23 protein-coding genes are annotated in these 25,213 nt (G+C 69.2%); 14 read left to right on the top strand and 9 right to left on the bottom strand.

The genetic code is table 11. The features are described from left to right. Nucleotide 1 precedes the first annotated feature (1 nt). The 4 genes from OZ671_RS08885 (at nt 2) to OZ671_RS08870 (ending at nt 4,017) form a co-directional block, all read left to right on the top strand. A complete protein-coding gene (locus tag OZ671_RS08885; RefSeq protein WP_268860421.1) occupies nt 2-1,375 on the top strand; it encodes a dihydroorotase in 1,374 nt (457 codons plus the stop codon). Continuing rightward, entirely contained in the window at nt 1,365-2,621 is a 1,257-nt protein-coding gene (locus OZ671_RS08880) for a Zn-dependent hydrolase (RefSeq protein WP_268860420.1), read from the top strand. The genes OZ671_RS08885 and OZ671_RS08880 overlap by 11 nt, the downstream gene beginning before the upstream one ends. 18 nt (nt 2,622-2,639) lie before the next feature. Beyond that, complete coding sequence (locus tag OZ671_RS08875) at nt 2,640-3,590, top strand: N-carbamoyl-D-amino-acid hydrolase (protein WP_038311319.1); 951 nt, start codon at nt 2,640-2,642, stop codon at nt 3,588-3,590. 121 nt (nt 3,591-3,711) lie between these two features. Next, complete coding sequence (locus OZ671_RS08870; RefSeq protein ID WP_268860419.1) at nt 3,712-4,017, top strand: NIPSNAP family protein; 306 nt, start codon at nt 3,712-3,714, stop codon at nt 4,015-4,017. Between the two features lie 36 nt (nt 4,018-4,053). Here OZ671_RS08870 and fhuF read toward each other — a convergent pair whose 3' ends face one another. From fhuF to OZ671_RS08840, 6 genes are all read right to left on the bottom strand, one after another. After that, a complete protein-coding gene (fhuF, locus tag OZ671_RS08865) occupies nt 4,054-4,797 on the bottom strand; it encodes a siderophore-iron reductase FhuF (protein ID WP_268860418.1) in 744 nt (247 codons plus the stop codon). Beyond that, complete coding sequence (locus OZ671_RS08860) at nt 4,794-6,038, bottom strand: MFS transporter (protein WP_268860417.1); 1,245 nt, start codon at nt 6,036-6,038, stop codon at nt 4,794-4,796. The genes fhuF and OZ671_RS08860 overlap by 4 nt, the downstream gene beginning before the upstream one ends. Further along, nucleotides 6,035-8,131 carry a TonB-dependent siderophore receptor gene (locus tag OZ671_RS08855; protein ID WP_268860416.1) on the bottom strand — a complete coding sequence of 699 codons (2,097 nt, stop codon included), beginning with the start codon at nt 8,129-8,131 and terminating at the stop codon, nt 6,035-6,037. Before OZ671_RS08855 ends, OZ671_RS08860 begins: the two co-directional genes overlap by 4 nt. 348 nt (nt 8,132-8,479) lie before the next feature. Next, nucleotides 8,480-10,138: an ABC transporter ATP-binding protein gene (locus tag OZ671_RS08850; protein WP_268860415.1), complete on the bottom strand. Its 1,659-nt coding sequence runs from the start codon at nt 10,136-10,138 to the stop codon at nt 8,480-8,482. Continuing rightward, nucleotides 10,135-10,950 (bottom strand): ABC transporter permease, encoded by an 816-nt coding sequence (locus tag OZ671_RS08845; protein WP_268860414.1) that lies wholly within the window; start codon nt 10,948-10,950, stop codon nt 10,135-10,137. The genes OZ671_RS08850 and OZ671_RS08845 overlap by 4 nt, the downstream gene beginning before the upstream one ends. Continuing rightward, on the bottom strand, nt 10,947-11,894 hold the full coding sequence (locus tag OZ671_RS08840; RefSeq protein WP_268860413.1) for an ABC transporter permease: 948 nt from the start codon (nt 11,892-11,894) through the stop codon (nt 10,947-10,949). The genes OZ671_RS08845 and OZ671_RS08840 overlap by 4 nt, the downstream gene beginning before the upstream one ends. Nucleotides 11,895-12,044: 150 nt before the next feature. Between OZ671_RS08840 and OZ671_RS08835 the strand changes: the two genes are divergently transcribed. Further along, nucleotides 12,045-13,199, top strand: coding sequence for a C45 family autoproteolytic acyltransferase/hydolase (locus OZ671_RS08835; RefSeq protein ID WP_268860412.1), 1,155 nt, complete (start codon nt 12,045-12,047; stop codon nt 13,197-13,199). 82 nt (nt 13,200-13,281) lie between these two features. Here OZ671_RS08835 and OZ671_RS08830 read toward each other — a convergent pair whose 3' ends face one another. Both OZ671_RS08830 and OZ671_RS08825 read right to left on the bottom strand, forming a co-directional pair. Next, nucleotides 13,282-14,616, bottom strand: a complete 1,335-nt coding sequence (locus OZ671_RS08830) for an aspartate aminotransferase family protein (RefSeq protein ID WP_268860411.1) — start codon at nt 14,614-14,616, stop codon at nt 13,282-13,284. A gap of 233 nt (nt 14,617-14,849) precedes the next feature. Next, nucleotides 14,850-15,890 carry a GntR family transcriptional regulator gene (locus OZ671_RS08825; RefSeq protein WP_268860410.1) on the bottom strand — a complete coding sequence of 347 codons (1,041 nt, stop codon included), beginning with the start codon at nt 15,888-15,890 and terminating at the stop codon, nt 14,850-14,852. Nucleotides 15,891-16,043: 153 nt separating this feature from the next. Between OZ671_RS08825 and OZ671_RS08820 the strand changes: the two genes are divergently transcribed. Genes OZ671_RS08820 through OZ671_RS08810 form a run of 3 tightly spaced genes read left to right on the top strand, consistent with a single transcriptional unit; the run spans nt 16,044 to nt 19,950 of the window. Continuing rightward, a complete protein-coding gene (locus tag OZ671_RS08820) occupies nt 16,044-17,510 on the top strand; it encodes an amidase (protein ID WP_268860409.1) in 1,467 nt (488 codons plus the stop codon). Beyond that, entirely contained in the window at nt 17,507-18,379 is an 873-nt protein-coding gene (locus tag OZ671_RS08815) for an alpha/beta hydrolase (protein WP_268860408.1), read from the top strand. Before OZ671_RS08820 ends, OZ671_RS08815 begins: the two co-directional genes overlap by 4 nt. 14 nt (nt 18,380-18,393) lie before the next feature. After that, complete coding sequence (locus tag OZ671_RS08810) at nt 18,394-19,950, top strand: ABC transporter substrate-binding protein (protein WP_268860407.1); 1,557 nt, start codon at nt 18,394-18,396, stop codon at nt 19,948-19,950. 13 nt (nt 19,951-19,963) lie between these two features. Here OZ671_RS08810 and OZ671_RS08805 read toward each other — a convergent pair whose 3' ends face one another. Further along, on the bottom strand, nt 19,964-20,752 hold the full coding sequence (locus tag OZ671_RS08805; protein WP_268860406.1) for a YggS family pyridoxal phosphate-dependent enzyme: 789 nt from the start codon (nt 20,750-20,752) through the stop codon (nt 19,964-19,966). A 243-nt stretch (nt 20,753-20,995) separates the two neighbouring features. Between OZ671_RS08805 and OZ671_RS08800 the strand changes: the two genes are divergently transcribed. The 6 genes from OZ671_RS08800 to OZ671_RS08775 all read left to right on the top strand — a co-directional run bounded on the left by OZ671_RS08800 (nt 20,996) and on the right by OZ671_RS08775 (nt 25,168). After that, complete coding sequence (locus OZ671_RS08800; RefSeq protein ID WP_268860405.1) at nt 20,996-21,907, top strand: DMT family transporter; 912 nt, start codon at nt 20,996-20,998, stop codon at nt 21,905-21,907. A 178-nt stretch (nt 21,908-22,085) separates the two neighbouring features. Further along, complete coding sequence (locus OZ671_RS08795) at nt 22,086-22,373, top strand: hypothetical protein (RefSeq protein ID WP_268860404.1); 288 nt, start codon at nt 22,086-22,088, stop codon at nt 22,371-22,373. Between the two features lie 58 nt (nt 22,374-22,431). Beyond that, the gene (locus OZ671_RS08790; protein WP_268860403.1) at nt 22,432-23,088 is read left to right on the top strand and encodes a hypothetical protein; all 657 of its coding nucleotides are present in this window, start codon (nt 22,432-22,434) and stop codon (nt 23,086-23,088) included. Nucleotides 23,089-23,162: 74 nt separating this feature from the next. Continuing rightward, nucleotides 23,163-23,702 carry an MbcA/ParS/Xre antitoxin family protein gene (locus OZ671_RS08785; protein WP_268860402.1) on the top strand — a complete coding sequence of 180 codons (540 nt, stop codon included), beginning with the start codon at nt 23,163-23,165 and terminating at the stop codon, nt 23,700-23,702. Continuing rightward, complete coding sequence (locus tag OZ671_RS08780; RefSeq protein ID WP_268860401.1) at nt 23,699-24,370, top strand: RES family NAD+ phosphorylase; 672 nt, start codon at nt 23,699-23,701, stop codon at nt 24,368-24,370. Before OZ671_RS08785 ends, OZ671_RS08780 begins: the two co-directional genes overlap by 4 nt. 15 nt (nt 24,371-24,385) lie before the next feature. Next, entirely contained in the window at nt 24,386-25,168 is a 783-nt protein-coding gene (locus OZ671_RS08775; protein WP_268860400.1) for an NAD(P)-dependent oxidoreductase, read from the top strand. Nucleotides 25,169-25,213: the final 45 nt, after the last annotated feature.

Below are 25,213 nucleotides of genomic sequence, written 5' to 3'. Positions count from 1 at the left end.
CATGAGCGATTTCGACCTCGTCCTGCGCGGCAATGTCGTGCTGGCAGACCGCATCATCGACAATGGTCATGTCGCGATCCGCGACGGCAAGGTGGCGCTGGTCGGCGCCGGGGCGCCGCCGGCGGCGCGACGCAGCGAAGATTTCCGTGGGCAGTGGATCATGCCCGGCGTCATCGACGGGCAGGTCCATTCCGGCAGCCAGGAAGGCCAGGAAGGCATCGGCATGGCCTCGCGGGCCGCCGCTGCCGGCGGCATCACGGTCATGGTCGACATGCCGTATGACGAGCCCGAGCCGGTCACCACCCGCCGCCATTTCGAGGCCAAGCGCCAGGTGGTGGAGCGCGAGGCGCAGGTCGACGTCGCGCTCTACGCCACCATCGCCGTCGAGGACGGCCTTGGCGCCATTCCCGGCCTGATCGAAGCCGGCGCCTGCGCGTTCAAGTTCTCGACCTTCGAGGCCAATCCGACCCGCTTCCCGCGCATCGCCGACGATACGCTGTTCGAGGCGTTCCGCCGGATCGCGCCGAGCGGCCTCCTCTGCGGCGTGCACAACCAGGACCAGGCGATGACGCAGGCGAACATCGCCCGCCTCGTGGCTGCCGGCGATACCGGCTGGGACGCCTTCGGCCGCGCCCACACGCCCCTGATCGAGAATCTCGCGACCGCGCGGATCTACGAGCTCGGCGCGGAGACCGGCGCCCGCGCCCATGCCGTGCACGTCTCCACCGCGCGCGGCTTCGAGATCTGCAACATGTACCGGCAGGCAGGCCACAAGGCGACGATCGAAACCTGCGTCCAGTATCTGATGATGAACGAGGAGGATCATGTCCGCCGCTTCGGCGCCCGCGCCAAGCACTATCCGCCGATCCGCCCGAGGGCCGAGATGGAGCGGCTCTGGACCTACATCGCCCGCGGCGACTGCGATTTCGTCTCCTCCGATCATGTGTCCTGGGGCCTGGAGAAGAAGGGCAATCCCAACATCTTCGCCAACAATTCCGGCGGTCCCGGCCTCGAAACCCTGCTGCCGGCGCTGTGGACCGGCTGCGCCGAGCGCGGCATCTCCCCCTCCACGGTGGTGAAGCTCCTGTGCGAAGGCCCCGCCAGGGCCTTCCTGCTCGCCGACAAGGGCCGCATCGCGCCGGGGGCGGATGCCGACATCGTCGTGCTGGAGCCCGGCAGTTTCGCCTTCGACCCCTCGCGCAGCCTGTCGGCCGTGCGATGGTCGTCGTTCGAGGGCCATGTTTTTTCGGTGCGCGTCGCCGCCACCTACTTGCGCGGTGCGCTCGCCTTTGATGGCAATGCCATGTGCAACAAGCCCGGCGACGGACGGTTCGTCCCGCCCGCCCCGGCAGGAAGCGAACAGCATGGCCATTGACCGCGACCGACTGTGGCGCCGCATCGAGGCGCTCTCCGCCATCACCGAGCCCGACAGGCCGTGGACCCGGCGCTCCTTCACCCCGCGCTTCCTGGAAGGCCGGGAGTGGCTCGCGGCCGAGTTCGCCGCGGCCGGCCTCGATGTCTCGATCGATGCGGCCGGCAATCTCGTCGGCCTCCTCGCCGGCAGGGATGCGAGCCGCGATCCGATCATGATTGGATCGCATTCCGACACGGTCCCCTCGGGCGGCCGGTTCGACGGCATTCTCGGCGTGGTCGCCGCGCTCGAAACCGCCCAGGACCTCATCGAGCGGGGCGAGCGGCTGGCCCATCCCCTGAAGGTGGTGGATTTCCTGGCCGAGGAGCCGAGCGAATTCGGCCTCTCCTGCATCGGCAGCCGCGCCTTCGCCGGCAAGCTCACGCCGGACATGCTGGCGCTCAAGCGTCCGGACGGCCTGACGCTCAGGGAGGGCCTCGTGATGGTCGGCGGCCGCCCCGACGAACTCGGCGCGGTGCCGAAGACGGCCGCCTATGTCGAAGTCCATATCGAGCAGGGCCGGATCCTGGAAAGCGCGGGCACGGATATCGGCATCGTCACAGACATTGTCGGCATCCGGCGCGAACGCATCACCGTCACCGGCCGGGCGGATCATTCCGGCACGACGCCGATGGCCTATCGCCGCGACGCCCTGGTGGGTGCGGCGCGCATCATCGAAACGGTCCACGCCAAGGCGCACGGCCTGAAAGGGCGCAACCAGCCCGTCGTCGGCACGATCGGCCACATGACCGTCAGCCCCAACGCCGCCAATGCGGTTCCGGGCGAAGCCGTCCTGTCGCTCGAGGTCCGCTCGGCGGACGAGGAGGCGGTCGTCCGATTCGGCGCCGACCTCGTGGAGGCGGTGCGCGAGCGGATGGACGAACTCGGCCTCAGCGTCAGCCGCGAGCTCGTCTCGCATGTGGCACCGACGGCCTGTGCCGGCCTCGTCCAGCAGGCGATCGCCGATGCCAGCAGCCGCACCGGCCATTCCAGCCAGCCGATCGCCAGCGGCGCGGGCCATGACGGCGTGTTCGTCGCGGCCACCGGTCCGGTCGGCATGATCTTCATTCCCTGCCGCGACGGCCGCAGCCACGCGCCCGAGGAATGGGCCGAGCCCGGACAGGTCGAGGCCGGTGCCCGCGTGCTGGCCGCAACCGTCAGCCTCATCGACGAGAGGCTTTCCGCCTCCCCGCCTCATCCCGCCTCCTGATCGAGGAACCCAGCTCCGATGTCCCGCATCATCACCGTCGCCGCCGCCCAGCTCGGTCCCAATCAGAAGGCCGACAGCCGCGCCGCCATTGTCGGGCGGATGATCGCCCTGATGGAGGAGGCCCATGGCAAGGGCGCGACCTTCATCGTCTATCCGGAACTGGCGCTGACCACATTCTTCCCGCGCTGGTACGCCGAGGACCGTGCCGAGATGGACCAGTGGTTCGAGCGCGCCATGCCCGGGCCAGACACGCAGCCGCTGTTCGACCGGGCCAGGACGCTCGGCATGGCCATGAGCTTCGGCTATGCCGAGCTGACGCCCGAGGGCCGGCACTTCAACACCTCGATCCTGGTCGACCGGAGCGGCCGGATCGTCGCCAAGTACCGCAAGATCCACCTGCCCGGCCACGTCGACTACGACCCCGAGCGGTCGCACCAGCACCTCGAAAAGCGCTATTTCGAGCCCGGCGATCTCGGCTTCCCGGTCTGGGAGTTCGAGGGCGGCCGCGTCGGCATGGCGATCTGCAACGACCGCCGCTGGCCGGAAACCTACCGGGTCATGGGCCTGCAGGGCGTCGAGATGGTCGTGCTCGGCTTCAACACGCCTTCCGCCAATTCCCAGCGTGCCAGCGAAAGCATGGCCGACCGGATGTTCCATCACCGCCTGTCGTGCCAGGCCGGAGCCTACCAGAACGCGACCTTCGTGGTGGCAGTCGCAAAAGCCGGGACCGAGGACGGTCACCACCTGACCGGCGGAACGCTGGTGGTCGATCCGAACGGCCGGCTTCTCGGCGAACTCGACCACGAGGCGGACGGCGTCCTGGTGGTCGCCTGCGACCTCGACGAAACCCGCTTCGGCAAAGAGACGATCTTCGACTTCGCCCGGCACCGGCGGGTCGAGCATTACGGCCTGATCCTCGAACGGACCGGACCCGGCGCACCGCTCGGCCGGCCCGAACAGCCGGCCTGATCGTCTGCGGCTCATGACACGGGCGGCGGCAGCGCCGCCCGCAAGCTTCGACCGGCACCGAACCATCACCCGCCGGCAGCATGCGATCCTGGCTTCGTTCCCGCTTCAACGAGGCCATGCCATGACCGTCACCGTCTTCATCCGCTACCAGATCGATCCGTTCAAGCGCGAGGCCTTCGAGGCCTACGCGCGCAACTGGCTCAGGATCATCCCGCGCGTCGGAGCCGATCTCCTCGGCTACTGGATGCCGCACGAGGGCACCAACAACATCGCCTTCGCACTGATGTCGTTCGAGAGCCTCGCGGCCTACGAAAACTACCGGACGCGCCTGCGGACCGACGAGGAGGCGCGGGGCAATTTCGAGATGGCCGAGCGCGAGCGATTCATCCTGTCGGAAGAGCGCACCTTCCTGCGTCAGGTCGCCTGACGCGCTTGCGCGCCGCAAGACCTCAGCTCGCCCGCATCAGGCGACGTGTCGCGACTTGCGCGCGATCGCCCCGCCGACGTCCGGCAAGGGACAGAGATCGCCGCAATCGGCAATACCCGGCAGCAGGTAGCGCAGGCAGCAGACCTTGCGCTGCCTGACGGGCGCGCCGCCCTCGCAGGGATAGCGCACCGCATCGAACAGCGGATTGGGCCGGCCGGCCGCATCGCTGCGGCTCGCCAGCAGCGCCCGCCCCTCGCCGAGCGGCGCCGGGAGGGCGCGCCCGGCAGCCTGCTGCAGGGTCCATTCGAAGATCGCGCCGGCATTGGTCCACAGGAGGCGCCGCGAGACGCCGAAATGGCGGACGAGCGTATCGATCACCGGTGCGACATGGCCGTCGAGCAGGCGCGTGAAACGGGCCGTCGCGTCCACCCCGAACGGCCGTCCCTCGCCGGCAAGAACCATCGCCGCCGGGCGGCCCGCGCCGTCGAGCGCCAGAGCGGTCGCGTCGAGGTCGACCGGCAGGTCGCGATCGAGAACGAGAATGGCGGCCACCGTCGGGATGACCGTCACGGCGAACTGCCACTGCGTCCACATCGAGATCAGCGCCCGCCTTTCGCCGCCCGGATAGTTGGCGGCGAAGCGCTCGAGCAGGGCCTCGACGGTCCCCGCCTCACGCAGCGCGCGGCCGGCGACCGGTCCGGCATGCTGGCCGGGCAGCGCGAGCATGGCGGCATAGGGGCCGAGCGTGCCGGTGAAGCACGGCGCGAGCGAAGCGATCACGGGACCGGCCGCACTGCGGCGGCCGGCCGGCTCAGCACGGCGACGGCGGGAACGGCGACCACGGCAAGCCCGGCCGCGAGCGCAAAGCAGGTGCCGTAACCCCAACGCTGCGCGATCCATCCGGCACCGACGCCGCCCGCCATGCTGACGAGCGCGTCCATGCATTGCAGCAAGGTGAAGTCGACGCCCGCCTGCCGCGGATCGGCAAGAGCCATGAAACGCGCATAGAGCGCCACGAAGCCGAGGGCCATGATGCCGGAGGAGCTCGCAAGGGCGCAGGCGACAAGCCAGGATTGCGGCAGGCCACGCAGGGCGGCGAAGGCAAGGCCGGCGAGAGCGAGAGCCTGCAGCACGAGCGCCAGGACCATGACGCGGCGGGCGCCCCACAGCCGCACCAGCGCGCCGCCGAGCAGCGCACAGCCGAAACCGACCGCCAGCCCGCCGAGGCCGTTGACGAGACCGAGCGACCCGAGATCGAGGCCGGCATCGACAAGGAACGGCCCGAGCATGCTGACGCCCCATTTCTGGGTCGTGACGAAGACCGCCGCGAGCAGCAGTCCGGCACGCATGTCGCGCCGGCCGAGCGCCTCCTTGAGCGAGGGCGCGCGTGTCGAACTGCCCGCCGAGACGGCCGGCGCGGCCATCAGGAACGGCAGCGCCAGCACCAGGAGCAGCGCTGCCATGGCGAGTGAAGCCGAGCGCCATCCGGACCGCTCGACCAGCACCAGGAACAGGCCGGAGCCGATGGCAGCGCCGAGATAGGCGCCACCGACCTGCGCAGCATTGCCCCAGCCATGGTGGCGCTCCGACAGCGCCTCGACCGCATGCCCGTCGCAGGCGATGTCGACGGTCGCGGCAGCAAAGGCGATCAGCACGAAAATGCCGATGAGGACGACGAGATTGCCGAGGCCCGCAAGGCCCGTCGCAGCCAGGCCGAGAGCCGACAGGAGCCCACCGACCAGGACGATCGAACGCGAGCGGCTGTAGCCCGTCGGCGGCGAGCGATAGCGCTCGACCGCCGGAGCCCACAGGAACTTGAGCACCCAGGGCAGCACCGCCAGATAGGTCAGGCCGATATGATCCAGCGGCAGCCCCTGCTCGCGCAGCACGCTCGGCAGGGCCATGAAGGTCATGCCGCCGATCACGCTCTGGCCGACGTAGAGCCCGCCGACCGCCACGACGACCGCCGCGGGCGATGCGAGGTCGCGCCGCTCGCCTGAGCGGGTTTCGACGCCGCTCACCAGCGGTAACGCAGGCTGGCGATGACCTTGCGCCCCTCGTCGAAATAGCAGAACCCGACGGTGCAGGTCTGCCGCATCTCGTTCAGCAGGTTGGTCGCGTTGACCTGCAGCCGCAGGCCGCGCCATTGCGGATTGAGGTTCTCGAGGTCGTAGCGGATCGAGGCGTCGATCAGGGTGCGCGGCTTGTTGTCCAGCACCGGGCGGTTCAGGTTGTCGCCGAGGCTCGAGCCGACATAACGCACGCCGAGCCCAAGCCCCAGTCCGCGCGCCGGGCCGTCCTGGACGGTATAGTTCAGCCAGGCCGACGCCATGTGATAGGGCACGCTGGAAAGCCGGTTGCCGACCGTCTCCGGCGTCAGCTTCAGAATGCGCGCATCGTTGTAGGAATAGGACGCCTGGAAGCTCAGGCCATTGGCGAGGGAGGCGATGCCCTCGAGCTCGAAGCCCTGCGAGCGCAGGTCGAGCTGGACCTGCCGGTTGATGCCCTGCACGACCTCGTAGACGACGGCGTTCTCCTGGCGGATGCTGAAGACGGCGGCGCGCAGCGACATGTTGCGGCCCGGCAGGTCGTATTTGACGCCGGCCTCGACCTGTTCGCCGGTCGTCGGCACGGCGACGCCGCCGGAGAGGACGGCGCCAGGATTGGGCGTGAACGAGGTGCCGTAGGAAATGTAGGGGGCAAGGCCGGAATCGGCGACGTAGCTCAGCGCCGCACGGCCGGAAAACTTGCCATCCTCGCGCGCATAGTCGGTGACGCCGGCGGCGGGAAAGCCCCGGGCGAACCGGCTCGACAGCCAGTCGTAGCGGCCGCCGAGGGTGAGCCGCCAGTTCCGCCAGCTCAACTGGTCCTGCGCATAGATGCCGGTCATCGTCTGGGTCTGGCGGACGCGCGAGGCGAAGTCGGGATCGACGCCGATCGTCCCGCCATAGCCCTCCCGGCTCTGGTAGGTCAGATAGGTGACGTCGACGCCGGTGAGCAGCTTGTGGTCGATCTCGCCGGTGCGCAGGCGCGTCTCCAGGCTGGTATCGACGACCAGGCCGGAATTCTCCTCGCGCGTCAGGCCGGGCGAGCCGGCGAAGACATATTGCTGATTGTTGCTGAGCTGCGAATAGCGCAGCCGCTGGCGCAGCGTGAAGGTCTCGTTGAACCGATGATCGAGCTCGTAGCCGATGCGCCACTGGTCCTGCCGGAACGCGTTGTAGCGCCCGTCGCCACCGAAGACCCGCGTGGCGCCGATCGACTTGGAGGTGACGACGCCGTTGCGATCGACGTAGGGCGCATAGGCATTGATGTAGGCCGCCGTGCCGCCCGTGGTCGAGTTCATATACTCGCTGAGGAAGGTCAGGGTCGTCGCCTCCGTCGGCCGCCAGGTGAAGGCGGGCGCGATGAAGACGCGGTTGTCCTTGACCGCGCCGATCACCGTATCGGCGTCGCGCACGAGGCCGGTCAGACGGTAGAGGAAACGCTCGTCGCCATTGACCGGACCCGACAGGTCGAAGCTGCCCTGAAGGCGACCGAACGAGCCGGTCTGCACCTCGACCTCGCGGAAGGGCGTCGCGGTCGGTCGCTTGCTGATCAGGTCGACGATGCCGGCCGAGCTGCTCGCGCCGTAGAGCGAGGCGGTCGGGCCGCGGAGGATCGAGATCGCTTCGAGGCCGTAGGGTTCGAGGCGGAACAGGCCGTTGGGACTGTTGATCTGCCTCAGGCCGTCGCGGAACACGCCGGTATTGGTGACATCGATGCCGCGGATCGTGAACGCGTCGTAGCGCGGGTCGAAGCCATAGGTGCCGACCCGCGCGCCCGGCGTGAAGGCCAGGGCCTCGAGCAGCGATTGGGGCCTGCGGTCGTCGAGCTGCGCCTGGGTGACGGTCGAGATCGACATCGGCGTTTCGAGCAGCGGCGTGTCGGTCTTGGTGGCGCTGCGCCCCGACGTGGCGACATAGCCGTCGGTCGTGACGACGCCGCGCTGGCCGGCCGCCTGGCCGTCGATGACGATCTCGTCGAGCGTGGTGGTGGACGTGTTCTGCTGGGCCGATGCGGCCGAGACGGCGAGAATGCTGGACGCGGCCAGCAGGACGATACGAATTCTCACAAGCGCGAATCCACACAATCTGCAATTCGCGCCTGCTATCAGCGCGCCAGATCGGCGGTCAACGACGCTAGTTTACAGTATTTTTAAACAATCACCCGGCTGTGTTGCATGATTATCCAGTTTGACCTACACACATCATTCTTAGTTCAATTATAAAGTAGGCGGTTACGTAGCGGCCTTCTGCATATTCTGGCCGCGGCTGGCAAGCCCTGGCGCGGAACGAGCCGGCCGCAGTCCGGCGGCGGCCACTGTCGAAGTCCCTTTCCTCGGCCGCAGGATCGCGGCGCCGCACGTCAGCCTTGCAGTTCCGGCAGGGCTCCAACCGAGGCGAATGCCACCGCAAACCGGTCAGGCCGCCGGTCCGGCCTTCGCCGCCTCGAAGCGCGGCGATGCGGCGAGCAGGCGCTGCGTATAGGCATGGCCGGGATGGTCGAAGATCGTGTCGCGCGGCCCCTGCTCGACTATGCGCCCGGCGCTCATCACCACCACCCGGTCGGCGATCTCCTCGACCGCGGCGAGATCGTGGCTGACGAACAGGCAGGCAAAGCCGTAGTCCTGCTGCAGCTTGCGGAACAGGGCCAGGATCTGCTTCTGGATGGTCATGTCGAGCGCCGAGATCGGCTCGTCGGCGACGATGAAGGCCGGCCTGCGGATCAGCGCCCGGGCGATCGCCACGCGTTGGCGCTGGCCGCCCGAGAGCTGGTGCGGGTAGCGGCCGGCAAAATCACCGAGCCCGACATCGTCGAGCATCGCCGCGATCCGCCGCTCCTTCTCGCGCCGGTCGAGGCCCGGCACCAGCCTGAGCGGCTCGCCGACGATGGCGCCGATGGTCATGCGCGGGTCGAGTGACGAATAGGGATCCTGGAACACGATCTGGCAGGCGAGCCGGAACGGCAGCAGCGCACTGCCCTGCCGGTGCGTGACGTCCTCGCCGCGGAACAGGATCCGGCCCCCGCTCGTGTCGACGAGACGCAGCACGGCCCTGCCGAGCGTCGTCTTGCCCGATCCGGAACCGCCGACCAGCGCCACCGTCTCGCCCGCATGGATGGCGAGATCCACCGCATCGACCGCGCGCACGGCACGCCTGGCGCGCACCAGGCCGCCGGCCCCGCCGAAGGTGACAGAGACCCCTTCGGCCCGGATCAGCGGCTCGCCGCCCGTCGCGATCGTCCGCGCAGCGCCCCGGCGCGGCAGCGCCTCCACCAGGGCGCGCGTATAGTCGTGCCGGGGCGCGCGCAGCAGCGCCTGCGCCACTCCCTCCTCGACGATCCGGCCCTGCCGCATGACGATGGCGCGATCGGCATAACGCGCGACGAGGCCGAGATTGTGCGTGATGAGCATGACCGCCGTGCCGTATTCGCGCGTCAGTTCCACCATGAGGTCGAGCACGTCGGCCTGCGACAGCGTGTCGAGGGCGGTGGTCGGCTCGTCGGCGATCAGGAGCTTGGGCCGCAGCAGCATGACGCTGGCCAGCATGATGCGCTGGCGCATGCCGCCGGAGAATTCGTGCGGATAGGCGTCGAGGCAGGCTTCGGGATCGGCAATGCCGACCCGCCGCAGCATGGCGATGCAGGCCGCGCGGATCGCCTCCGCCGACAAGTCGGTATGGATCTCGAGCGCCTCGGCCATCTGCCGGCCGATGCTGATGGCCGGGTTGAGCGAGACCATCGGCTCCTGGAACACCATGCCGATCAGCGCGCCGCGCACCGACCGCCATTGGCCCGGCGTCAATCCGCCGAGCGGCCGGCCGGCGAAGCTGATTGACCCGCCGACCTGCCTGAGGCCCGACGGCAGGAGACCGATCGCGGCGCGGCCCGTGGCCGTCTTGCCCGATCCGGATTCGCCGACCACGGCGAGGATCTCGCCGGGCCGGATGTCGAACGAGATGCCGTCGACGGCGGTGATGCGGCCGCCGGCGGCGACCGTCAGGTCGCGGATCGACAGGAGGTTCGGCTCGGCCACGGCGGGCGTTGCGTCGGGCCGGGCGACGGCGGCAAGGGATGTCATCGGCCGAGCGTCCTTGGATCGAGCGCATCGCGCAGCGCGTCGCCGAGCAGATTGGTGCCGAGCAGGCTGAGCGCGATCATGACGCCGGGAATGATGGCCAGATGCGGCGAGGTTTCCATGTAGGGGCGCGCGGCCGAGAGCATGTTGCCCCAGGTCGGCGCCGGCGGCGGCACGCCGAGCCCCAGAAAGGACAGCGCGCTTTCGGCCAGGATGACCCAGCCGCACATGGACGTGGCCAGCACGATCAGCGGCGACACCGTATGCGGCAGCACGTGGCGGACGAGCGTATAGGCCTCGCCATTGCCGAGCGCGCGCGAGGCCTCGACGAATTCACGCTCGCGGATGGAAAGGACCTGGCCGCGCACCACGCGGGCGACCGTCGGCGTATAGGCGAGGCCGAGGGCGGCTACGATGCCCCATTGCGAGGGGCCGATCACCGCGAGCAGGCCGAGCGCCAGGAGAATGCCGGGAAAGGCCAGGAGCGTGTCGTTGGCCATCATCAGCACGCGGTCGAGCCAGCCGCGGAAGAAGCCGGAAACGATGCCGATGGTGACGCCGAGCACCAGCGCCACGGCGACGGTCGCGAGCGCGACGGTCAGGCTCGTCTGCGCGCCGGCCATCAGCCGGGACAGGAGATCGCGGCCGAACTCGTCGGTGCCGAGCAGGTAATGCGCGGAGGGCGCCTGCAGGCGCGCCCGGATGTTGACGCGCACCGGGTTGTAGGGGGTCCAGAAGGCGGCGAGCGCCGCAATGGAGGCGAGCGCCGCCATGAGCACGCCGCCGATGACGAAGTTCAACCGGTAGCGCATCACGCCTCCGCCGCCACGCGAGGATCGAACAGGGGATAGGCAAGGTCGACGGCGAGATTGACCAGCACATAGATGGTGGCGATGAACAGCATCACGCCCTGCACCACCGGATAGTCGCGCTGGAAGATGGCATCGACCATCAGCCGGCCGAGGCCCGGCAAGGTGAACACCGTCTCGATGACGGCGATGCCGCCAAGCAGGTTGCCAAGCACGATGCCGATCAGCGTCAGCGTCGGCGCGAAGGCGTTCGGCAGCGCATGGCGCGCCAGGACCTTGGCTTCCGAGACGCCCTTTGCGCGGGCGTGGGAAATATAGTCGAGGTTCAGGACGTCGATGGTCGCGGCGCGCGCCATGCGCGTCAGCACGCCGATCTCGATCAGCACGAGGGTGAGAATCGGCAGGACGATGAAGCTCAACGCCTTCACCGGACTTTCCGAGAAGGGCACATAGCCGACGATCGGCAGCCATTGCAGCCAGACGCCGAAGACGAGCAGCAGGATCAGGCCGAGCCAGAAGCTCGGCAGCGACAGCATCAGCGTCGACAGCGCGGTGATGCCGAGGTCGGCCGCCGAATTCTGCTTCCAGGCGGCGATCATGCCGAGCGGCACAGCGACGAGCGTCGCGGCGCCGACCGCCACCAGCACGATCTGCGCGGTCAGCGCGAAGCGGCCGAGGATCAGCGGCAGCACCGGTTCGTTGCTGGTGATCGACACGCCGAGATCGCCGGTGAGCGCCCTGCCGCACCAGATCAGGAACTGGAGCGCGACCGGCTGGTCGAGCCCCATCGACCGGCGCAGGTCGGCGATCGTCTGGGCATCGGCGGTATCGCCGAGCATGAGCTGGGCGGGATCGCCCGGCACCATGCGGATGAGCACGAAGACCGTCAGAGCGACCAGGAGGAGTGTCGGCAGGGTCAGGACGAGGCGGCGCAGAATATAGCCCGGCAAGCGGCACCTCCTTCACATCGCGCGCGCCGCCTTCCGATGGCGGCGAGGTGGATGTTTCATCTTCACATCAAAAAACACAAGAACCTGTCCTTGCTCTCGTCCATCTTCAACGATAATGATTTTCGTGTCGACAAAAAACATGAGATCGCGATGGCCACCCCCGCCCCCCTGATCGAAGTCCACGGCACGTCCAGCGAGCGCGGCCAGCAATATGGCGAGGCGGCGCGGGACCGGATCAGGCTCGGCATCGGTCATTATCAGGCCCAGCTTGGCCTTTCGGCTCTCACCGAGGCCGACATTCACGCCCTGGTGCATCGCTTCCTGCCGGTCATCGCCGCGTTCGACGGCGACTACATCCCGGAAATGCAGGGCATTGCGCGTGGTGCCGGCGTGGCCTTCGAGGACATCGTGATGCTCAACGCGCGCACCGAGATCCTCAAGCTCGGCCTCAAGCAGGGCCGGCCGGCGGCCGACGACGACATGGAATGCACCGGCCTGGTGGTGACCGGCGAGGCCGCCGCCGACGGCCGCCTGATCCATGCCCAGAACTGGGACTGGAAGGTGGAATGCGCGGAGACCGCCGTCGTCCTGAAGATCCGGCGCGACGAAGGGCCGGATATCCTGACCTTTACCGAAGCCGGCGGCCTTGCCCGCTCCGGCTTCAACGCCGCCGGCATCGCCATCACCGCCAACTACCTGCAGTCGGACCGCGACTACCGGCAGACCGGCGTGCCGCTCGCCCTGATCCGCCGCAAGGTGCTGCAGCAGGACAATCTCGCCCATGCCATGCACGCGGTCTATGCGACGCCGAAATCGGCATCGAACAACATGATCGTCAGCCATCCTGCGGGGATCGTCATCGACTTCGAATGCGCCCCCGACGAAACGTTCCAGGTGCATCCCGACGGCGGCATTCTCGCCCATGCCAATCACTGGCAGAGCCCGGTGGCGCTGTCGAAGCTGAAGGATACCGGCATCGCGGCGACGCCGGATTCGCTCTATCGCGACCTGCGCGTCCGCAGCCTGCTGGTTCCGCACCGCGGCCGGATCACCTGCGACACGGTCAAGGCGGCACTGTTCGACGACTTCCAGTCACCACGCGCGGTCTGCCGCCCGCCCTGCCTGACGCTGGCCGGCACGATGACCGCGACCGTCGCGATGGTGCTGATGACGCCGGCACTCGGCACCATGGAGGTTGCCATGCTGCCGGCCTCCGACCGGACCTTCACGCGCTATCAGCTCGCCATGGACGCGGCCGCCTTTCAGGGCACGGCCGAGGGGCAGGCGCTGCGCGCGGCCGAGTGAGTTCCGGCCTCGCGGACGGCCAAGCAAAAGGCCCGGTCACCCGGGCCTTTCGCATGACCTGCTGGTGCCGGCGGCCCTCCGCTCAGGCGAGCGCCCTCACCGCGCCGCGGATCGTCTCGAAGATGCGGTCGATCTCGGCATCGGACACGATCAGCGGCGGCGACAGGACGAGCGCGTCGCCGGCGGTGCGGACCAGCACGCCCGCCTCGTAGCAGATGTTGCCTGCGGCCAGGCTCCGCCCGCCGGGCTCGCCCTCCTTCGGCGCGATCTCGATCGCGGCGAGCAGGCCGATATTCCTGACATCGACGATATGCGGCTCGCCGTTGAGGGAATGGGCCTGCTCCTCCCAGCGCTTCGCCACACGGGCGCAATTGTCGAAGATGCCCTGCCCTTCATAGACGTCGATCGTGGCGATCGCCGCCGCGCAGGCCAGCGGATGGCCGGAATAGGTATAGCCGTGCATCAGCTCGACCGCCGCTTCCGGCCCCTGCATGAAGGCATCGTAGACCTTCTCCGAGGCGATCACGCCGCCCATCGGCACGGCGCCGTTGGTCATGCCCTTGGCGCAGGTGATGATGTCGGGCGTGACGCCGAGCATGCTGGAACCGAAGGGCGTGCCGAGGCGGCCGAAGCCGGTAATGACCTCGTCGAAGATCAGGAGGATGCCGTATTTGTCGCAGATGTCGCGCAGGCGCTCGAGATAGCCGACAGGCGGCGGCAGCACGCCGCCGGAGCCGGTGACGGGCTCGACGATGACGGCCGCGATCGTCGAGGGGTCGTTGATCTGGGCGATGTTCTCCAGTTCGTCGGCAAGATGCGCGCCCCAGGCCGGCCGGCCGCGCGAGAAGGCCTGATGCTCGCGCGAATAGGTGTGCGGCAGATGCGCGACATCGGCCAGCAGAGGACCGAAATCGCGCCGATGCCGGCCGATGCCCGCCACCGAGAGGCCGCCGAACCCCATGCCGTGATAGCCCTTGGCACGGCCGACAAGCCGGGTGCGGTGCCCTTCGCCGCGCGCGCGATGATAGGCGCGCGCGATCTTCAGCGCGGTATCGACCGCCTCGGAGCCGGAATTGACGAAGAAGACGCGGTCGAGCCCTTCAGGCGTCAGCGCGGCGATCCGCTCGGCGGCCTTGAAGGCGAGCGGATGGCTCATCTGGAACGAGGAGACATAGTCCAGGTGACCGGCCTGCTCGCGGATCGCGTCGGTGATGCGCTGCTGGCCATGGCCGGCATTGACGCACCACAGGCCCGCCATGGCATCCAGCAGCCGCCGCCCGTCGGCGGCGGTGTAATACATGCCCTTGGCTTCGACGATGAGCCGGGGATTGGCCTTGAACGACCGGTTGGCCGTGAACGGCATCCAATAGGGCTCGAGCGCCTCGCGGCTGAGATTCATCTGGGGAACGATCGTCATGGCAACACCCGCGCGTCGGTCGCACGGCGGGCGGCGCGCCATGCGAGATGGTCGACATCATCGCCACGCGACGATGCCCTGGTGACGCTGCGCCGGCGCGGCCCGCCGGCACAGCCCCGCGCCACACCCGCGGCACGTATCTGCACTATGGATTTACAAAAGACATTGAGCAAGAGGCCGCGCGGATAAATTGTGGCGCGCAGCACCTGCGGTGGCCGCGCCACGCAGCGGGATCAACGCGGGCCGAGGCTGACCGTGCGCGCAAGATCCAGATGCTGGCGCAGCAGCGCGGCCGCCACCTCGACCTCGCCGGCCTCGAGCCGGCCGATAATCTCGAGGTGCTGCTGGCACGAGACCTTCACCCGCTCGGGACCGTAGCGCCATTCGTAGTTGGTGTAGCGCCTGAGCCGCGTCTGCTGCTGGAGCGCCAGAAGCAGGTAGCGATTCCCGGAAGCAGCGATCAGGCCTTCGTGGAAATCGGCATTCATCTCGAACAGCGAGACGCTCAGCCCCTCGCTCCAGGTCCGCGCGAGCATGTCCTCGTGGCGCCGCCGCATCTCGGCAAGCCAGGCCCGGTCGACGCGCGCTCCGCATTCGAGCAGCGAGGCCGGCTCGATGATGCGGCGGAACGCGTAGCTTTCGGAAATCGCCGCGGGATCGTTGACCGGCGAGAACAGCCAGCCGTGGCCGGGCAGGCGCTCGACCATGCCGACCTCCGCGAGCTTGTTGAGGATGCGCAGCAGAAGCGGCCGGCCGAGCCCGTAGCGCCGCATCAGGTCGGCCTCGGAGATCTGCGGTGGCAACGCGCCGGACAACCGGTCACGTGCCATGCGCGCGCACCAGATGTCGACCTCCGATCCGGCGGCCGCGAACTCCTTGTCGGCCAGCCCGTCGACCGGCCTGGCCAGCGCGTAGCCGCCGGTCGGCAGCGCGCCCAGGACGCCGCGGTCCGCCAGATGGCGCAGGGCGGCGCGAACCGGCGTGCGCGAGACCTGCAGGCGCCGCGCGAGTGCCGCCTCCATCAGCCTGTGCCCCGGCTCCAGTCCGTCCTGCCGGACCAGGTCGAGAATGCGCGGCAGGAGGTCGCGCTGCAGCCGGCTCGGCGCGTCGGCGGGCTCCTGCACGGCCTCGGGGTTGCGCCGCCGGCCGGCAGCCGTGTCGGCCGTGGCCTTGGCGGAACGGAGAGAGGTGGACGGCGACGGATTCTTCTGGCGCGGCATGGCGGGACTGTAGAAATCGAAAAGCGCGACGCCAAGCGCGAACCGGCGCGGCATCGCGGTGGTTTCCAATCGGCCGGCGCGGCGCAGCGGGATCCGGAAACGCACCGACCTGCAGCAGCCTCGACGGCTTTTTTCACATCCACCCTGTATCATACGTTGACAAAAAACAACTCATCGGCCTCCATTGCCGGGAGATCGAGGTTTGCCATGCCATCTGCCGCCGCTGCCGCCCGTCCCTTGCAATCCACCGCCGGGCGCCCGTCCGGCGAGCTATGGGCGCTGGAGGCGGCCGAGCTCGCTGCGCTCATACGCGCAGGGGTCGTTTCGAGCCGGGAGGCCGTCGCGTCCTGCCTGGCCCGCATGGACGCCGTCAACGGAGCGCTCAATGCGGTGGTGCGCCGCTTCGACGCGGAAGCCCTCGCCGAGGCCGACCATGCCGATCAGGCGCGGCGTGCCGGGGCCGCGCTCGGCCCCCTGCACGGCGTTCCCGCGACGATCAAGGTCAATATCGATCAGCGCGGCCATCCGACGGACGGCGGCGTCGAGGCCTATCGCGACCTGATCGCGACGGTCGACAATCCCGTCGTCGCCAATCTGCGCGCGGCCGGCGCGATCATCGTCGGGCGGACCAACACGCCCTGCTATTCGATGCGCTGGCACACGGACAACGCGCTGCACGGCGCAACGGTCAATCCCTGGAACGCGGCGATCACGCCGGGAGGATCGTCGGGCGGCGCCGGCGCGGCCGTGGCGAGCGGAATGGGACCGATCGCGCACGGCAACGACATAGCCGGCTCGGTGCGCTATCCGGCCTATTGCTGCGGCGTCTTCGGCCTGCGGCCGACCTATGGCAGGGTCCCCTCCAGCAATGCGACGGCCACGGGGCTCGCGCCGATCGCCTCCCAGCTTATGGCGGTCCAGGGTCCCCTCACCCGCTCGATGCGCGACATGCGGCTCGCCTTCGACGCCATGGCGAAACCGAGCCCGCGCGATCCGCGCACGCTGGTGCCGGCGCCGCAGCCTCAGCCGGCGCATCCGCTCAAGATCGCCCTGGTGCCGCAGCCCGCCGGTCTCACGGTCGATCCGGCGGTCGCCGCGGCGGTGCGGGAGGCCGGACGGCGGCTGGAAGCGGCCGGCTGCCATGTCGAGGAGATCGAGCCGCCGCGGCTTCGCGAACTCGGCGATCTCTGGGCCAAGCTGTCCATGGCCGACGTGATGGCGGGGCTCCAGCCGCTGATCGACTCGAAAGGCGACGAAGGCATCCGCCGCGCCATCGCCCTGTGGAACGAGGTGCTGCCGCGCTACGGCGCCGAGGACGTCCTGGTCGCGCTCGGGGAACGCTCCGCCGCCCTGCGGGACTGGCAGATGTTCTTCGAGACCTATCCGGCCGTCGTCATGCCGGTCTCGGCCGCATTGCCCTTCGAGGTCGGCTTCGACGTCAAGGACGCCGCCGAGACCGCGCGGGTGCTGGCGGCGCAGGGACCGATGATGGCGATCTCGGTGCTCGGCCTGCCCGGCCTCTCGGTGCCCATGGGGCTCGCCGCCGGCGTGCCCAACGGCGTGCAGGTCGTCGCCGGCCGCTACCGCGAGGACCTCTGCTTTGCCGTCGGCGAGATCATTGCCGCCCACGACGCCCCGGTCACCGCCATCGACCCGCAAGGATACCGGTCATGACAACCATGCCCCGCCGGCCGCACGGCAAGATCCTGTCGTCCTACGATTTCGGCCGGACGACCTTCTATGCGAGCCAGATGGACCCGCGCTTCTCCTACTGCGCCTATGTGCCGATCGACTATGCCGAGGAAGGCGAGGAGGAGCATCCGCTGGTCGTCGTCGTGCACGGCACGCTGCGCGATGCCGCGGGCTGCCGCGACGGTTTCGCGGCCTTTGCCGAAGCCCATCGCTGCATCGTCCTGGCCCCGCTGTTCCCGGCCGGCATCACCTCGCCGACCGACGTCAATTCCTACAAGCTCACGGTTCCCGGCGCGATCCGCTACGACCTCATCCTCCTCGCCATGGTCGACGAGATGCGCCAACGCTACCGCATCGCCGGCGATCGTTTCGCGCTCTGCGGCTTCTCCGGCGGGGGCCACTTCTCCCACCGCTTCCTCTATCTGCACCCCGAGCGCCTCAGCGCCGTCTCCATCGGGGCGCCCGGCCTCGTAACCCTGCTCGACCTCGACTACGACTACTGGGTCGGCGTCCGCAATTTCGAGACGATCTGGCGCAAGCCGCTCGACATCGCCGCGATCCGCGCGCTGCCGATCCAGATGGTGATCGGCGGCGCCGACACGGAGACCTGGGAGATCACGATCCAGCCGTCCAATCCGGCCTGGCGCATCGACTGGGAGCTGGCCGGCCGTGACCGGCAGCAGCGCATGCTCGCCCTCAAGGCGAGCTTCCAGAATTTCGGCATCGCCGTCCGCCACGACATCGTGCCCGATGTCGGCCATCGCTACGACGGCCTCATGCCGGCGGTTCAGGATTTCTTCGGTGCGGCGCTGACCGCCGGCCGGCGGCCGCCCGCCGCGCTTTCGTCTTGAAGGAGGGCCATTCCATGAGAGCCGCCATCGTCCGCGCCGGCCTCGCCGGCCTCGCCCTCGCCGCGCTGCCGCTCGCTCCCGTCGCGCAGGGACAGGCGCCGTCGCGCCTCGTCGTCGGCCTCAGCGCCGACATCCGCAGCCTCGAGCCCGGCGTCAACAGGGACTCCAACACCGACACAGTCATCCACCAGATCTTCGAAGGCCTCGTCGCCTACAGGCGCGACCTGAGCGTCGGGCCCGCCCTTGCCGATTCCTGGGAGATCTCCGACGAAGGCAGGACCTATACGTTCAAGCTGCGCGACGGCGCCACATTCCACAACGGCAAGCCGGTCACCTCGGCCGAAGTCAAATGGATGTGGGAACGGCTGATCGGCGCCTCCACCTGGGGCTGCCGCGTCGTCTTCGACGGCCGCTCGGGCGCGCGCGTCACCAGCGTCGAGGCCCCGGATCCGAAGACCGTCGTGTTCCGTCTCGACCGGCCGAGCGCCCTGTTCCTCAAGCAGCTCGCCAACCTCCAGTGCCACATCGTCGCGGCCCATCCCGACAGCGTCGACGCCGAAGGCAGGTGGACGACCCCGATCGGCTCCGGGCCGCTGCGGCTCAAGGAATGGCGGCGCGCCGAATATGTCCTGCTCGAGAAGGTCGCCGACTATCGGCCGAGCCGCGCACCGGCCAGCGGCTTTGCCGGCGCCCGCACCATGCTGGTCGACCAGGTCCAGTTCCGCGTCATCCCCGATGCCAGCGCCCGCGAGGCGGCCCTGGTGACCGGCGCCGTCGACATCGTCCACCAGATCGAGCCGCAGCAGATCGAGACGTTGCGCCAGCGAGGCATGCAGGTCTCCTCGGTACCGGGCCTCGCCTGGGCGGTGCTGCTCCTGCAGACCGACGATCCGCTCCTGTCCAACGTCAAGATCCGGCAGGCCATTGCCCACGCTCTCGATCTGAAGCAGATCGCCGAGGCCCGCAATCTCGGCCTGGCCGAGGCCAATCCGTCCGCGGTCAGCGACGCGACCGCCTTCTTCACACCGCATTTCACGCAGTGGCCGGCCTATGATCCGGCCCGCGCCCAGGCGCTGCTTCGCGAGGCCGGCTACAAGGGCGAGCCGCTGCGCCTGCAGACCAACCGGCAATATGCCGCGATGTACCAGAACGCCGTCATGATGGAGGCCATGCTGACCGCCGCCGGCTTCAAGGTGCAGCTCGACGTCGTCGACTGGGCGACGCAGCTGTCAAACTACCTCAACGGCCGGTTCCAGATGCAGTCGTTCAGCTTCTCGCCACGCTTCGACCCCGGCCTGCTCTACGCGACCTTCATTGCCGACAAGGCCGCGATCAAGACCGCGCAATATGGCGACGCGGAAGCGATCCGCCTGCTGGCGGAGAGCGAGCGGCTCAGCGACGACGCCGCGCGCGGCCGCATCTTCGCGCAGCTGCACGACCGGCTCCGGGCCGACGTGCCGATCATTCCGCTCTATTTCAGCCCGAATATCGAGGCCGTGCATCCGCGGGTGCAGGGCTATGCGCCCTGGCCCGCGAGCCAGCCGATCACCTGGGGCGTTTCGAAGCGCTGAGCCGCGGCGCGGTTCAGTCCACGCTTTCGGCGGCCGGCAGCAGGCCCGGCCAATAGGCGCCGTCGGGCGTGGGCCGGCGACCGAAAATGGCCTGGCCAACCCGCACGACGGTCGCGCCTTCGGCGATCGCCCATTCGTAGTCGCCCGACATGCCCATCGACAATTCGTCGAGGCGAATGCCCTGGGGAGCGGTCTCGCGCAGGCGGTCGCGCAGGCCGCGCAGCAGCCGGAAGCAGGCCCTGACCTGGACCTCGTCCTGCGTGAACACGGCGAGCGTCATTAGCCCGCGCGGCCTCAGGCTGGCGAAGGCCGGCAGTTCGGCGACGAAGCGCGCGACATCGTCGGGAGCGAGCCCATATTTGCTCGCCTCGCCGGAGGTGTTGACCTGCACGAAGACGTCGAGGCCGCGTCCCTCGGCCTGCAGCCGCTCGTCGAGCGCCGCCGCAACCTTGAGGCTGTCGAGCGCCTGGAACTCCGACGCGAAACGCGCGACATATTTCACCTTGTTCGTCTGCAGGTGTCCGATCACGCTCCAGTTCACCGGCAGGTCGGCGAGCGCCTCCGCCTTCAGCCTTGCCTCCTGCACCTTGTTCTCGCCAAAGGTGGTGATGCCGGCTTCGACCGCCGCCCGCACGGCCGGGATCGCCACGGTCTTGCTGACCGGCAGCAACCGAACCGCGTGCGCCGGGCGCCCGGCCGCCGCGCAGGCGGCGTCGATGCGCGCCCTGACGGCGGCAAGATTGGCGCGGATCTCGGCGACGGGCGCGGCATCGGCACGGTCTGGACGCGGAGGAAAGGTCATGCTGGCAGCGCCCTCGAAACTCGTCTTCCGGTATCGATCGCGCGGGGCTCCGCCCGATCGCAGACCAAGCCTAGCGGAAGTGATCCCGCGCCGGTCGATGGCCGCGCGCTCGCCTGCCCTGCCTTCAGCGAATTGGCCTTGCAGCGACCGGCCAAGCAGTCCTTTCGCAAGGCCGTCGCAAGCGCCAGACTGGCGCGGCACCCGAGATCCCAGCATGCCGCCTGCCCGCGCGACCCGAGCTTCATGACCCCTGCCGCCGATACCGCACAGCGCCGCGACATTTCGCGCGCGACTGCGCTCGCCCTGTTCGCCGTGGTGATCTTCGCCTGGGGTCTCAACTGGCCGGTGACCAAACTCATCGTCGCCGAGGTGACGCCGCTCTGGACGGTGGCGATCCGCACCGCGATCGCCTGCGCCGTGCTGTTTGTCGTGCTCAAGCTCAGCGGCCAGTTCATCGTGCCCGCGCGCGGCGACGTGCCCGTCATCATCGCCATCGGCTTGTTCCACATGGTCGCCTTCTCCGCCCTGATGGCCGCCGGCCTCAAATACGTGCCGGCCGGCCGATCGGTGGTGCTCGGCTATACGACGCCGCTTTGGGTGACGCCCGGTGCCTGGCTGTTGCTTGGCGAGACGCTGCCGGCCCGCCGGCTTGCCGGCATCGTCATCGGCCTGTGCGGGCTGCTCCTGCTGTTCAATCCTGCCGGCTTCGACTGGAGCGACCGCCCGGCCCTGGTCGGCAATGGCCTGCTGCTGCTGTCGGCCCTGTCCTGGTCGGTCAGCATTCTCTATGTGCGCGCCCATCGCTGGATCGCGACGCCGTTCCAGCTCACCTTCTGGCAGACCCTGCTCGCAACAATCGTCCTGACCGTGCTCGCATCGATCTTCGAACCGCTGCCTCACCCGCATTGGAGCGCGCCGCTCGTCCTCGCCTTCGCCTATAATGTGCTGATCGGCACCGTCCTCGGCTTCTGGGCCATGGCGGTGGTCAACCGCAGCGTGCCGGCCACCACCACCGCACTCGGCATTCTCGGCACGCCCATCGTCGGCATCGCCGGTTCGGCGCTCGCCCTCGGCGAAACCATCGACCTCACCCTGATCGTCGCCACCGCGCTGATCCTCGCGGGCGTCGCTGTCGGCACCACCAGCCGGGCCTGACACGGCGGGCATCGCCCCGAACGAAATGCACCCTGCGGGAACGGCCGGCGTCGCCCGTCGTTCCACCTCTTGTGGCGGCCTGTGTGGTTGCCGCGGCCGTGCCGACCTGGCCGCCCCGTGCGGGGCGCCATCGGGCCTGACCGCCCTGACAACACCGACACGACAAGGAGAGTGCATCGTGAAGCTCGACCCTCCCCGTATCGAACAGGCTCTGAGCCAATTCCCGGCCCAGCAGGTGCCGGAGGATCATCCGGTGATCCCGCAGTTCAACCGGCTGTTCGGCGACCATACCTTCTTCATCGACGCCGACGGCCTCGCCATCGTCGAGCCGAACGGGCGCGACGAGGGCGGCGCCGAGACCGGCCGCATCGTCAAGCTGGCGAGCTGGGTCGACGACCGGCGTACGCTGGCCCCGCACGATCGCGAGTTCACCGAGGTCGTGGTGATCTTCAGCAAGGCGGCTTGAGCGCCACCCGGACAAGAGCACCGCCGCGCGGCCATGCCATCGCGGCGGTGCTCAGCTCATGCGGGCTGCCGGGCACCGACTATGCCTGTTCACCGCCGACGACCGGGAGGTCAGCGGCGTGCCCCCGCTTCCCGACACCTTCAGGTCGTGCTGCGCGCCGCCCCGCTGGGCCGGCTCTGTCGAGGCCGAAGCGGTCGACGCGAATGTGGACGCGGTCAGCCCGGGCGCCGGCGCCGCTCATCTGCCGCCGACGGACATTCCGGGCATTGGCCGCTTCGCCATGGTCGGCAGCCCGCAAGGCGGCGGCTTTGCGCTGTTCACCCCGCAGGTCCGCCACAGTGCGCGCCACCCTGCCGACGGGACCGGCCATGTCGGCGGGCACGAGCTCTGCTCGGCCGACTGGCAAAGCGCCCCCGCCTTCTACGGCCCTTCGGCGGGGACAAGGGCCATGCGGTCGATATCGGACCGATCGGCACCTATCAGCTGTTCACGACCGGCGATGTGCCGATCGCCGGCATGTTCAACCAGCCTGACGGCCATCGCGCGCCGTTCTGGCTCTATTTCGACGTCGCCGGCATCGACGCGGGCGCGGCGCCTCAAGGAGGCCGGCGGCCAGGTCCTGAACGGCCCCCTGCAGGTGCCTGGTGGTGACCGGATCGTCCAGCTCCGCAACCCGCAGGGCGCCATGTTCGCGCTGGGCGGCTGGCGCCCCTAGAACCGCCTGGCGTGCGACCGGCTCGGGGTTGATCTTGTTGCGCGTCCAAATTTGGACTATATCTGGATCCGGACATGGAGATCATCATGCCGGCCAGTGCCCTGCCGTCCCTGCCACAGATCCCGCCGGGTCCGCATCGGCTCGATGCCAAGCGGTTCGATACGGCCGGCCGCCGGCGTCTCAGCGCGCCGGGCCTGCGCACCTTTCTCGCCATCAGCGACCTCTGGGGGCTGACCGAGGAGCAGCGCCGCCTGATCCTGGGCCTGCCTTCGCGTTCGACCTATCACCACTGGGCGAAAGCCGCGCGCGAGCACCGGGACATCACGCTGGACGTCGACGTGCTCCTGCGCATCTCCGCCGTGCTCGGCATCCATCAGGCGCTCGGCGTCCTGTTTGCCCGCGAAGCCGACCAGATCGCCTGGCTGCGCGGACCGCACCGGGCCCTGGTGTTCGGCGGCCGGCCGCCGCTCGATCTCGTGACCAGCGGCACGCAGGACGGCCTGCTCACCGTGCGCCGGTTTCTCGATGCCGCCCGCGGCGGCCTCTACATGCCGCCGGGCAGCATCGACGAGGGTTTCCAGCCCTACCGCGATGCGGACATCGTCTTTTCGTGACCGACCGTCATGCCGCGGCGCCGGCCCCCTGCCATCGCCTGATCCCCTCGCAGTTTCCCCCCATCGGCCTGTTCGACACGGTGGCGACACCGGCAGACCTCGTCGCCGTGATGGAGCTTGCCGGCTGGACCAACGACCGGCTGGTCGCCGAGCGCCTGGCGCGGCTGCCCGAACACGAATGGGTGCACGACCGGCCGAATTCCAGCGTGATCATGGCCTCGTTCCTGCACGTCGCCCCCGGCGGCATGCGCTTCAACGGGCCGGAACTCGGCGCCTGGTATGCGGCCGCCAGCCTGACCACGGCCGTGGCCGAGGTTGCCCATCACCTCCGGCGCGAGACGGTGGCGCGCGGCCTCGACGGCACGAGCCGGCACTACCGGGCCTATTCCTGCCGGCTCGCCGGCTCCTATCTCGACCTGCGCGGTGAACAGGCCGCAAGGCCCGAGGTCTATGCCTCGGCAAGCTACGGCGCGAGCCAGGTTCTGGGCGAGGCCGTGCGCGCGGCCGGCGGCGCCGGCATCATCTACGACAGCCTGCGCCATGTCGGCGGCACCAATGTCGCCGCCCACAGGCCCCGCAACATCACCGAGGTGATGCAGGCCGGCCATTACGAGATAACGGTAATGGCTGGTGCGCGGCGCATCGAGGTGACAACACTGGCGCCCTGAGCGTCGGGAGGCGGCATGCCGTCACAAGGATTGAACGTCATCGTCTTTGGCGCGACGGGCGAGGTCGGCCGTCGGCTGCTGGCGCGCGGCCTTGCCCATGGCCATCACGTCACCGCCTTCGTGCGCAGCGGCCAGAAGCTGCTGCAGCAATGGCAAGGCGTACTGCCCGAGGGCGTGCGCGTCGCCGAGGGCGACGCTCTCGATCCGGCCGCGGTCGCGGCCGCGATCGAAGGGCATGCCGCCGTGGTGAACGCTGCCGGGCACGCGAGCGAGCCCGAGCGCCTGCAGCGTATCTGCCGGACCATCGTCACGGCGGCCGAAGAGGTCCTGCCGGCGCCGTGCCGCGTCTGGCTGTTCGGCGGCGCGGCCGTTCTCGACATTCCCGGTACGCCCTATACCGGCGTCGACCTGCCCGGCATGCCCGACATCTACCGGGTCCACAAACGCAACTGGGATCTGCTGCGTCGCTCGACGACCGACTGGTCGCTGATGTGCCCGGGCCCGATGGTCCCGGCGCACGACGACCGCCTCCACGACGCCTTGCGCATCTCCACCGACACCTTGCCCTATCCGCTCGGCCCCTGGACCCGCTTCGCGCCGCGCCTGGCCCTTGCCCTGTCGATGCGCGCCCATCTCGGCGAGATCACCGTGCCCTACGAGGATGTCGCCGATGTCGTCATGCGCCATCTCGCGCCGTCAGGCCCCTATGCGCGAAAGCGCGTCGGCGTCGCACTTCCCGTGGGCATGCGCCTCGGCAAGGCCGGCTGGCGGCCGGGCCAGCGCGGCGCGGACGGCTGAACGACGCGCGGATACAGCTTCCGCACCACGCCTTCCGCCTCCCGG

Source organism: Phreatobacter sp. AB_2022a, from assembly GCF_026847585.1.
Taxonomy (GTDB): Bacteria; Pseudomonadota; Alphaproteobacteria; order Rhizobiales; family Phreatobacteraceae; genus Phreatobacter.
This window is presented reverse-complemented; position numbering and strand designations above follow the sequence as displayed.